Here is a 10,772-nt window from a genome sequence, read left to right as displayed (position 1 = left end):
CCATGGCGTGAGCCGGCGCGTCCTTCTTCACCTCCGCCAAAACACGGCCGTCAAAAACAACCCAATCCGCAAAACAAAACCCGCCGAAAAATCGACGGGTTTGTCAGCGGTCTGAAGCCGCCGATCATTTCGGCGGCTTTTTGGTTTCTGGCATAGGCCGTGGCGATCGATGGCCCGCTCGTCGCCTGGTGGCGCTTAAAGGATAGGCGCGGAGGCTGCCGGCTGCCGCCGGCATGGCGGATCCTCGCCGGCCGGATTGAAACTCTGCTTGGACGCCGATGCCGATCTGCCCACGAACGCGCCGCGACCCTGTGCCCAACTGGTTTCGGGCCTCGCGCCGGACAACCCGGTGTCAAACCAGACGCCGTTATGGAACCAGATGGGCGAAGGCGGCGACGACGTCCTCGTAGACCTTGCGCTTGAAGGGCACGATCATCTGCGGCAGGTCGCGCATCGGCTTCCAGTCCCAGGCGTCGAATTCCGGCTCGTGGCCGCCTGGAGGCGGGTTGATGGCGATTTCGTTCTCGTCGCCCTCGAAGCGGAAGGCGTACCAGCGCTGCGTCTGGCCGCGAAATTTGCCCTTGAGGCCGATGCCGATCAGGTGCGAGGGCAGATCGTAGTTGATCCAACCCGGTGCTTCGGCCAGGAGCGAGACGGTGCGCATGCCCGTCTCTTCATAAAGCTCGCGATAGGCGGCTTTCAGCGGGTCTTCGCCCTTGTCGATGCCGCCTTGCGGCATCTGCCATTGCTGCGGCGAGCCGTCATATTCTGAGTTACCGACGGCAACCCGGTGACCGGCCCAGACGAGGCCGGCACGGTTCAGCACCATGACCCCGACACAGGGGCGATAGGGCAGGTCTTCCGGCCGCAGGTTTTTGTCGTTGTGTTTGCTCATCCGCTGTCCTCTCCTGGCTCAAGGCGCCGCACGATCACGGCCGAGCGCTGCCCTAATGTTCGAACCGTCGAGATGTCTCATCGCACCCCTGTTCCGGGTCCGCAATGGTTTCGTGCGGGCGGCGCTCTCGCGCTTGGCGTAAAGCACGACGTCGCAGAAGCGCTCGGTCTATCTTTGCTCCGGATCCTTCACGAGCGCCGAGACGCCGACAATCTCGATGCCGCGCCCCTGCGCCTCGCCGGCCCATTGCGTGATGGCGGCCACGCTCTCGTCGAAGGCGGAGGCAACGCCGATGGCCGTGCCGTTGCGCCGGGCGATGCGCTCCAGTTCATCGAGCTTTTTCAGAATGGCGCTGCGGCTGAGCTCGCTGTCAACGGTCATGTCGGCAAAGCCATGCGGAACGTCGAAGGCATCGGCGAGCTTTCCGGACAGCGATTGCGCCGAGGTGCCGTCGTCGAGGAAAAGCACCCCGCGCTTGCCGAGATCGCGCATCACCGGTTCGAGAGCATCGGCATCGGAGAGAAAGCGCCCGCCGAGATAGTTCATGATGCCGGTATAGTTGGTGATCTGCGCCATGCTTTTGTGCAGCTCGGCCAGGTTCTTCGTCGCGCCGAGCGACAGGCGGAGCGCGTGCGGTCCCGGATCGTTGTCCGGGTAATCGAACGGTTCCATCGGGATCTGCAGCAGGATCTCGTGGCCGCTGCGTCTTGCCTCCTGCATCCAGCGTTGCAGGCTGTTGCCGGCGGCGGCAAAGGCGAGTGTGACGTCTGGCGGCAGGTCGCGGATGGCCTTCTGCGTGCCGGTCTGGCTGAGGCCAAGGCCGCCGACCACAAGGGCGATGCGGGTGCCGCGCGCGCCGGACCAGGGGCGGGCATATTGATCCATCGGCCGCAAGCCATCCGCTCCGGTGATCGGCAATCGGCCCTGGGCGCTTTCCTCCAACAGATCGTCATTCGGAAGAGCGGCCATGCGCGGGTCCTGGCCGCGTATCGGTCCGACATTGATCAGCGCGGGACCGCTACCGTCGCGCTGGCGCGGCGAGAACTTGGTGACGGTCGTGCCGTCGTTCGTCAGGGTTTCCTCGACATGAGCCCCAGAAAAGGCGTTGCCCGGCTTAAGCGCCCCGCCGCTGGTGTTCGATGATTGCCCGCTTGTCGGGTTGGGTGTCTTTTCCGCCATCTGGGCCGTTTCCGGCGAAGCCTCGCCCTGTGTCGAAGGCTGTCTGCGCAACCCATCCGGAGCGATGGCGTTCCAGACGGAAAGGCCGATCACGGAAACAGTAAAGATGCCGACAACGGAATAGCTGAGCAGGCGGCGACGGTTGCGCTTTGGCGCGGTCTTTTCCCGGCGGTTCTGGCCAAGGGGGGCATTGAGATCTGTTCCCAAACGGAGCCTCGGTCGACCTGAAGGAGAGTTGCCGGTGAGGGATGCGCCGTCTTTATGAGAATCAGCGGTTTCCGGCAGCACCTGCTGCCCACATAGTATAAAGGCGCCGGGTTGACCAGCCCGGCGCCTTTAAAGGCTTACTTCTTGAGTTCGGCCTGTTCCGGGCTTGCCGGGAAGGCCGGATCGGTCTTCTTGCCGCGCAAGAGGTCAAGCGCGTAGTTGAGCTGCAGGTCGTCCTTCGGCTCCGGCGGCACATAGGCGACCGAGCCGGAACCTTCGTCGGTTTCGCTCTGTCCCTGGATGTGGCCGCGCAGATCGGATTCGCCCTGGGCCTCGACCCTGCCGAGCAGTTCCGGCGGCAGCGGCTGTTCGACCTTGATGTCGGGCGTAATGCCCGTCCCCTGGATCGATTTGCCCGACGGCGTGTAGTAGAGCGCCGTCGTCAGGCGCAGAGCGCCTGCTTCGCCGAGCGGAATGATCGTCTGGACCGAGCCCTTGCCGAAGGAACGCGTGCCGAGCACGGTCGCGCGTTTCAGGTCCTGCAGGGCGCCGGCAACGATTTCCGATGCGGAGGCCGAGCCGCCATTGACGAGAACGACCACCGGCTTGCCGTCGCTCAGGTCGCCCGGCGTCGCGTTGAAGCGACGGGTCTCGTCCGGATTGCGGCCACGGGTCGAAACGACCTCGCCGCGCTCCAGGAAGGCGTCCGAAACGTTGATCGCCTGGTCGAGCAGACCGCCCGGGTTGAGGCGCAGGTCGAGAACATAGCCCTTCAGCTTGTCGGCCGGCACTTCCGCCTTGATCTTCTCGATGCCCTTCTTCAGGTCGTCGTAAGTCTTCTCGGTGAAGGAGATCACACGGAGATAGCCGACGTCGCCCTCGGTGCGGAACTTGACGGCGCGAACGGCGATCACGTCACGCACGATCGACAGTTCGATCGGCTTGTCTGCGCCCTTGCGCAGGATCGTCAGCTTGATCGGGGTGCCGACGGCGCCACGCATCTTCTCGACCGCATCCTCGAGCTTCAGGCCACGAACATCCTGGCCATCGATCTTGGAAATGAAGTCACCGGCGAGAACGCCGGCGCGGGCCGCTGGCGTGTCGTCGATCGGGCTCGTCACCTTGACGAGGTCGTCTTCCATCGTCACTTCGATGCCGAGGCCGCCGAATTCGCCACGGGTCTGGGTGCGCATGTCCTCGGCATCGGTCGAGTTCATGTAGCTCGAATGCGGATCAAGCGAAGAGAGCATGCCGTTGATGGCATTCTCGATCAGCTTGTCATCCTGCGGAGGGGTGACGTACTGCGCGCGCACGCGCTCGAAAACGTCACCGAAAATCGCCAGCTCGCGATAGGTCGAGGTATTGGCCGCGACGGCTGGAACGACAGCCGAATAAATGACGCCCATAGCGGTCGCACCCATCAGCGCCCCGACCAGAACAAGTGAAGCCCTACGTATCATTTCGCGCCTTTCCAACCTCTGCTGCGGTCCACCACGGTCGGGAATCAACCGGTTTTCCGTCTTTTCGGAATTCAATGTAAAGCGTCGGCCGGTCGGTTTCCAGCGCCAAGGCCGCAGCGCTTGCGACTCTTTTTGCACCCATCGTCGCAAGCGGTTCACCCGCCACGACAAATTGTCCGGTCTGTACGCTCACCTTCTCCATGCCCGACAGCACCACATGGTAGCCGTCGCCCGGATTGAGAATGATCATCTGCCCATAACTGCGGAAATTGCCTGCATAGACGATCCAGCCATCTGACGGCGCAGTCACCAGCGCACCGGGATTGGTTTCCAACATGATCCCTTGCAGGGAGTGCCCCGTACCATCGGCATCGCCGAACTTTCGCAAAAGCGATCCCGCGGCCGGATAGGCAAGCTTACTCCTCAGCTCCGAAAACACGTATGCTGGCGCAATGCGGTTTTTGTCGGGCACGGCGCTGCGGGCAAGCTCCCGCGCGGCTTCGCGCTCGGCCTCGCTCATGCGCAAGCGCTCTTCCTCCTGGGCGCGGGCGGCGGCGGCGGCGTCGCGCACCGAGGCGATTTCGTTTTCCAGCGAACCGATGAGGCCTTCGAGATTGGTCGCCTGGGAGGCGAGTTCCTGCGCCTTGCGCTGCTCGGCGGCGAGCTCGGCCGCACTTTTCTGGCGCAGCTTTTCCTTCTCGGCCACGAGCATCGACATGCGGCGCTCTTCCTCGGCATTGGCCGTCATCGCCGCGGTCAGCTCCTCGCGCTGCTTGCCGATGCCGGCGCGGATATCGGCGAGCGCCTTGAGGTCGGCGACGAGGTTATCCGTTTCCTCGCGAATCCCGGGCACGACAGCACCGAGCAGAATGGCGCTGCGAACGGAGCCGAGCGCATCCTCGGGCGTCACCAGGATCGCCGGCGGCGGGTTGCGGCCCATGCGCTGCAGGGCTGCCAGTACCTCCGCCAGCACGCCGCGGCGGGCGCGCAGGGACCGGCGTACCGTATCCTCCTTGGTGCGCAACTCGCTCAGCTTCTTCTCGCCGTCGACGATCTGCTGCTCCAGATCCTGCCGTTTCTTGGCGGATTCGACAATGGCGACGCGCAGCGCCTCGTTGCTCTTGTCGATCTCGGCTATGGTCGCTGCCAGCTCGTCGGCGCGCTCCTGCGACAGCGTAATGGTTTTCGACAGCGCATCGAGTTCGCTGCGGGTGCTATCGCGACGAAGCGTCAGGTTTGCGGCCGGGTCGGGCGGCCCCTGTTGCTGATCCGCGCCCGATGCAGCAGGCGTTGCCGGGGCATCCTGGGCCGCAGCGGGAAGCGCGACGGCAAGCCCAAGCGCCAGCAGCGCCGCACTGCGGCTGGGCCGCCATGCATCGCCACCGATCTTTTCGAAAGCGCTCATCATGCTTCGGCGCGTCATTCGTCCTTAGGCGTCCAACTGGAAATACCGCCGCATATGTTCGCTAACCGGAAACGATTTCCGGAAAGCGTCATGCGCAGTTTCAACGTTTGTGAGTGTTCGCTGCGCTTCCTTGCCGGGCGCGCGACGCCCTCTTCAACAAAAAAGCCTAATCTGATTTGGGGGATGCGACCAACACATATTCTCGTTATCGCCGGTGCGTCGTGCGTCTCAGACACGGTGGTAGGGATGTCCGGAGAGGATGGTCACGGCGCGATAGAGCTGTTCGGCGATCAGAATCCGCACCAGCTGATGCGGCCAGGTCATCTTGCCGAGATTGAGCACGGCGTCGGCGCGGGCATGAAGGTTCGGGTCGAGCCCGTCGGCGCCGCCGATCGCGATCATCAGATCGCGTTTGCCGCCGTCGCGAAAGGTGCCGAGCAGCGATGCGAAGCCCTCGGAATCAAGCGCCTTGCCACGTTCGTCGAGCAGCACCAGCAGGCTGCCTTCGGCGAGCGCCTTTTCGAGCTGCGATGCCTCGTCGCGCTTGCGGGTGTCGGAATTGGACGCGCGGCTTTCGTTGACTTCGACCACGCGGGAAAGTTCAAGACCGATTGCCGGACCGGCCTTGGCAAAACGATCGAGATAGCGGGCCGCAAGGTCTTTTTCCGGCCCCGCCTTCAGGCGGCCGACTGCGAAAAGTCCGATACGCATGACACATCCGTCTCCGCCTGCGCTGGACCGCGCACCTGCATAACTCCTGAAACCGGGATCGATTCAAGGAGAAGATCCTGCAGCGCGCTAATGCCCAACAGCGACCTTTACGCGTCATACCAGACGCGACAGCGCTGCAAGCTACGGTCAGTCGCAACAATCATCTTCGCTGTGATACGCCGCTTCGGCGATGACAGCCACATTCCCAACATGCATGACCGCAACTCGGCTCGCGTGACGGCTCAGACGTCCGACGAACCCGGCGGTCTCAATGCAGCGTGCCGTCCTCGATTTCCGGTGTCGCCCACATCTTTTCGATGTTGTAGAACTCCCGGATTTCCGGCCTGAAGATGTGAATGATCACATCGCCGGTATCGATCAGCACCCAGTCACCTGTTTCCAGACCTTCGACGCGGGCGTTGCCGAAACCCTCGTCCTTCAGATCCGTGGTCAGATGGTCGGCAATTGCCGCCACATGCCTGCTCGATCGCCCGGAGACAACGACCATGAAGTCTCCCAGCGCCGACTTGCCGGCAATGTTGATGGTGACGATATCTTCTGCCTTCGAGTCCTCTAGGCTCTCGAGGACCAGTTGAAGCGCACGGACAGCGGCTTCGTCGCTAGATCCCGTGCTGCGTGGGAACGCGGAGGCCGCATATCCCTTGGCGTGTGCTGTTGTCAGGGTTTTTCCTTTCCAAGTGAACAGAACAGGCACTTCCGATTCGACCGTTTCGCCCGAACCGTCAGTAAATGTAGGCATCAAACCAGAACGGTTTCAAGACACGAGAAATGAATCATTCGATTTCACGCCGTCCTGGCGGACCGCAGCGCCGTCGAACTCATCGAGGAACGCGGCCCGTGGACGAAGGTCCAGGCGGGTGCCCGGTGAAAAGCAAGGCGCCGGGCATCGTCCTCGTCGATGCGGGCATAGTCGAAGGTCTTGGCCATGCGCGAAGAGAGATAGGCAAGCGTCGAGCCCGGCCGATCGATGACCGCGATCGGGAAGGTGCGGGCGATCTTCTGCCAGTTCTGCCAGCGGTGAAAGCTCTTCAGGTTGTCGGCGCCCATGATCCAGACGAAGCGGATATCGCGGTTGCGGGCCTTTACGATCTCCAGCGTGCGGGCGGTATAGCTCTGCCCCAGTGCCTTTTCGAAGGCGGTCACCTTGATGCGCGGATCCGGAGCGAGCTTTTCGCTGAGCGCGATGCGGTCGGCGAGCGGCGCCAGATTGTCGTGGTTCTTCAAGGGGTTTCCGGGGGTGACCATCCACCAGAGCTGGCTGAGGCCAAGGCGCTGGATCGCCGTTTCGGCGACCAGCACATGCCCCTCGTGCGGCGGGTTGAACGAGCCGCCGAACAGGCCGACCACCATGCCGCTTTCAACATGGGGCATGCGCAGATAGCGGCCGTTCACTTCGCAGGATGTCACGTCAGGGCCTGACCTGTCCGGCACCGCGCACGCGATACTTGAACGATGTCAGCTGCTCGACGCCGACAGGGCCGCGGGCGTGCATCTTGCCGGTGGCAATTCCGATCTCGCCACCCATGCCGAACTCGCCGCCATCGGCAAACTGGGTCGAGGCATTGTGCAGGAGGATGGCGGAATCGATCTCGGCGAAGAAACGCTCGACGACATCAGCATTTTCGGCGATCACGGCCTCGGTATGCGCCGACGACCAGGTGTTGATGTGCTCGATCGCGCCGGAGATGCCGTCCACCAGCCGGACCGAGATGATCGCGTCGAGATATTCCGTCGACCAATCCGCGTCGGTCGCCGGCTTCAGGCCATCGACGCTACCGGCAAGCTCCCCGGACACCCGCACTTCGCAGCCGGCCGCGAGCAGCGCCTGAAGCAGCGGCTTTGCCAGCGTGCCCGCGGCATTGCTGTCGATCAGCAGCGTTTCGGCGGCACCGCAGATGCCGGTGCGGCGCATCTTGGCGTTGACGACGATCTTTTCGGCCATGGCGAGATCGGCGGATGCGTCGACATAGATGTGGCAGAGGCCTTCGAGATGGGCGAACACCGGCACGCGCGCCTCGTTCTGGACCCGCGCGACGAGGCTTTTCCCTCCGCGCGGAACGATCACGTCGATCGTGCCGCCGAGGCCGGACAGCATGGCACCGACGGCGGCGCGGTCGGCGACCGGCACCATCTGGATCGCATGTTCGGGCAGGCCGGCGGCTTTCAGGCCCTCGACGAGGCAGGCATGGATGGCGCGCGAGGAATGGAAGCTGTCGGAGCCGCCGCGCAGGATAACGGCATTGCCGGCCTTCAGACACAGCGCGCCGGCGTCAGCCGTCACGTTCGGGCGGCTCTCGTAGATCACGCCGATGACGCCGAGCGGCGTGCGAACGCGCTCGATATGCAGGCCATTGGGGCGATCCCACTCGGCGATGACGTCGCCGACCGGATCCCTGAATTCGGCAATCGCGCGAATGCCGTTCGCCATGTCGCGGATACGGCTTTCCGTCAGCGTCAGGCGGTCGATGAAGGAGGCGGCGACGCCAGACTGGCGGGCGTTTTCAAGATCGATCGCATTGGCGGCAAGAATCTCGTCCCGGCGATTGACGACCGTCTCGGCCATGGCGACGAGGGCTGCGTGCTTGCGCTCGGCAGTGGCAACGGCAAGCGGGCGGCTTGCGGCCTTCGCCTGGCGGCCGATCTCCAGCATGACGCTCTCGACGTCTTCCTTCTTCACTTCGTCAAGCATGGACTTCATCCCTCCGGCCGTCCTTCTCGTCGGCGCGTTTGCCGGTCATCACCAGATCGTCGCGATGCACCATGGCGGCGCGGCCGGCGTAGCCGAGGATCGCCGCGATCTCGGCGGATTTCTTGCCGGCGATCTGGCGCGCCTCGTCGGCATCATAGCCGGCAAGCCCGCGGGCGATCTCGCGGCCCGATGCGCCGAGAATGGCAATGGTGTCGCCGCGGCTGAAGGTGCCCTTCACCTCGCGCACGCCGGCGGGCAGCAGGCTCTTGCCGGAACGCAGGGCATCCTCGGCGCCGGCATCGATTGCGAGCGTGCCGGCGGGCAGCAGCTGTCCGGCAATCCAGGTCTTGCGTGCGGTCACCGGCGATCCCGAAGGCGCGAACCAAGACGAGCGAGCGCCGTCCTCGATGGCCGCCAGAGGATGGTTGGGTTTGCCCGAGGCGATGATCATGGCGCAGCCGGCGGTGGTTGCGATCTTGCCGGCGTCGATCTTGGTGCGCATGCCGCCGCGCGACAACTCGGAGGCGGCACCCCCTGCCATCGCTTCGATTTCGGGCGTGATCTCCGCGATCGCGTCGAGGAAACGGGCGTTGGGGTCGAGATGCGGCGGCGCCGTGTAGAGACCGTCGATGTCGGAAAGCAGCACCAGCAGGTCTGCTCCGATCATGGTGGCGACGCGGGCGGCCAGGCGATCGTTGTCGCCGTAGCGGATCTCGGTGGTGGCGACCGTGTCGTTCTCGTTGATGATCGGCACGGCGCCGAGCTTCAGGAGCTGATTGATCGTGGCGCGGGCGTTCAAATAGCGGCGGCGCTCCTCGGTGTCGCCGAGCGTCAAAAGCACCTGGCCGGCGACGATCGCGTCGGCCGAAAGGCTTTCCGACCAGGCGCGCGCAAGCGCGATCTGGCCGACGGCCGCAGCCGCCTGGCTTTCTTCAAGCTTCAAGGCGCCCGCCGGCAGCTTCAATACGGTTCGGCCAAGCGCGATGGCGCCGGAGGAGACGACGAGAACGTCGGCACCCTTGGCTCTGAGGGCGGCGATGTCGGCGCACATGGCATCGAGCCAGGCCTTTTTCAGCCCGGTCGCGCGGTCGACCAACAGGGCCGACCCGATCTTGATGACGACCCGGCGATACTTTTGAAGCGGCTTGCGGGTCTTCGTCATGTCAGACGTTCTCTTCTCCGGACTTTGCCGCGACAATGACGGTGCGCAGCGCCCGCAGTGCTTCGGTCATGCCCTTGCTGGTGACGGCCGAAAGCAGAAGGGGCTGCTCGCCGCAGGCCTTTGCCAGGGCCTTGGATTTCACCTTCAGTTCGTCCTCGTCGAGCACGTCGATCTGCGCCAGCGCGACGATCTCGGGCTTGTCTTCGAGCCCGCCGCCATAGGCTTCGAGCTCGTGCTTCACGGTCTTGTAGGCCTTGGCGACGTCTTCTTCCTGGGCGGAGACGAGATGCAGCAGCACGCGCGTGCGCTCGACATGGCCGAGGAAACGGTCGCCGATGCCCACGCCTTCATGCGCGCCTTCGATCAGGCCAGGAATGTCGGCGATGATGAACTCGTTGCCGTCGATGGTGGCGACGCCGAGGTTCGGGTGCAGCGTGGTGAAGGGATAGTTGGCGATCTTCGGTCGCGCCCGGGTACAGGCGGCAAGGAAGGTCGATTTTCCGGCATTGGGCAGGCCGACGAGGCCGGCGTCGGCGATCAGCTTCAGCCGCAGCCAGATGGTCTTTTCTTCGCCTTCGAGGCCAGGATTGGCCCAGCTCGGCGCCTGGTTGGTGGCGGACTTGAAGTGGGCGTTGCCGAAGCCGCCATTGCCGCCGGCGGCAAGCCGGTAGCGCTGGCCCTCGGCGACCATGTCGACGATCAGCGTCTCGCTGTCTTCCTCGAAGATCTGGGTGCCGACCGGAACCTTCAGCGTCACATCGGCGCCGCCGGCGCCCGTGCGGTTGCGGCCCATGCCGTGCGTACCGGTCTTGGCCTTGAAGTGCTGCTGGTAGCGGAAATCGATCAGGGTGTTGAGGCCGTTGACCGCCTCGACCCAGACGTCGCCGCCGCGGCCGCCGTCACCGCCGTCCGGTCCACCGAATTCGATGAACTTTTCGCGACGGAACGACACGGCGCCTGCGCCGCCGTCGCCGGAGCGTATGTAGACTTTCGTTTCGTCGAGAAATTTCATTGGGCTGCCATATGTTCGGTGTATTCGCGCG

Annotated in this window: 10 protein-coding genes; all 10 read right to left on the bottom strand. The window is 64.1% G+C overall.

The genetic code is table 11. The features are described 5' to 3' along the window. Nucleotides 1–367: 367 nt before the first annotated feature. The 10 genes from BC360_RS05060 to obgE all read right to left on the bottom strand — a co-directional run bounded on the left by BC360_RS05060 (nt 368) and on the right by obgE (nt 10,741). Nucleotides 368–895, bottom strand: coding sequence for an RNA pyrophosphohydrolase (locus BC360_RS05060; RefSeq protein WP_065794493.1), 528 nt, complete (start codon nt 893–895; stop codon nt 368–370). Between the two features lie 168 nt (nt 896–1,063). Continuing rightward, nucleotides 1,064–2,281, bottom strand: a complete 1,218-nt coding sequence (locus tag BC360_RS05055; protein ID WP_065794492.1) for a divergent polysaccharide deacetylase family protein — start codon at nt 2,279–2,281, stop codon at nt 1,064–1,066. 137 nt (nt 2,282–2,418) lie between these two features. After that, nucleotides 2,419–3,741 (bottom strand): S41 family peptidase, encoded by a 1,323-nt coding sequence (locus BC360_RS05050; RefSeq protein WP_065780593.1) that lies wholly within the window; start codon nt 3,739–3,741, stop codon nt 2,419–2,421. Beyond that, nucleotides 3,731–5,146 carry a murein hydrolase activator EnvC family protein gene (locus tag BC360_RS05045; RefSeq protein WP_139109915.1) on the bottom strand — a complete coding sequence of 472 codons (1,416 nt, stop codon included), beginning with the start codon at nt 5,144–5,146 and terminating at the stop codon, nt 3,731–3,733. Before BC360_RS05045 ends, BC360_RS05050 begins: the two co-directional genes overlap by 11 nt. Nucleotides 5,147–5,374: 228 nt before the next feature. Beyond that, entirely contained in the window at nt 5,375–5,857 is a 483-nt protein-coding gene (gene rlmH / locus BC360_RS05040) for a 23S rRNA (pseudouridine(1915)-N(3))-methyltransferase RlmH (RefSeq protein WP_065780595.1), read from the bottom strand. Between the two features lie 268 nt (nt 5,858–6,125). Then, complete coding sequence (gene rsfS / locus BC360_RS05035; RefSeq protein ID WP_083222446.1) at nt 6,126–6,617, bottom strand: ribosome silencing factor; 492 nt, start codon at nt 6,615–6,617, stop codon at nt 6,126–6,128. Nucleotides 6,618–6,661: 44 nt separating this feature from the next. Then, a complete protein-coding gene (locus BC360_RS05030; protein WP_139109920.1) occupies nt 6,662–7,270 on the bottom strand; it encodes a nicotinate-nucleotide adenylyltransferase in 609 nt (202 codons plus the stop codon). Nucleotides 7,271–7,286: 16 nt separating this feature from the next. Beyond that, complete coding sequence (locus tag BC360_RS05025; RefSeq protein ID WP_065780597.1) at nt 7,287–8,567, bottom strand: glutamate-5-semialdehyde dehydrogenase; 1,281 nt, start codon at nt 8,565–8,567, stop codon at nt 7,287–7,289. Next, nucleotides 8,560–9,729, bottom strand: a complete 1,170-nt coding sequence (proB, locus tag BC360_RS05020) for a glutamate 5-kinase (RefSeq protein WP_065780605.1) — start codon at nt 9,727–9,729, stop codon at nt 8,560–8,562. The genes BC360_RS05025 and proB overlap by 8 nt, the downstream gene beginning before the upstream one ends. Nucleotide 9,730: 1 nt before the next feature. Beyond that, a complete protein-coding gene (obgE, locus tag BC360_RS05015) occupies nt 9,731–10,741 on the bottom strand; it encodes a GTPase ObgE (RefSeq protein ID WP_065794491.1) in 1,011 nt (336 codons plus the stop codon). Between the last annotated feature and the right edge of the window lie 31 nt (nt 10,742–10,772).

Origin of the sequence: Ensifer sp. LC163, from assembly GCF_001695855.1 — a bacterium.
Classification (GTDB): Bacteria; Pseudomonadota; Alphaproteobacteria; order Rhizobiales; family Rhizobiaceae; genus Ensifer.
The sequence above is the reverse complement of the archived record's forward strand: the minus strand, read 5'-3'. Positions and strand labels throughout refer to the sequence as shown.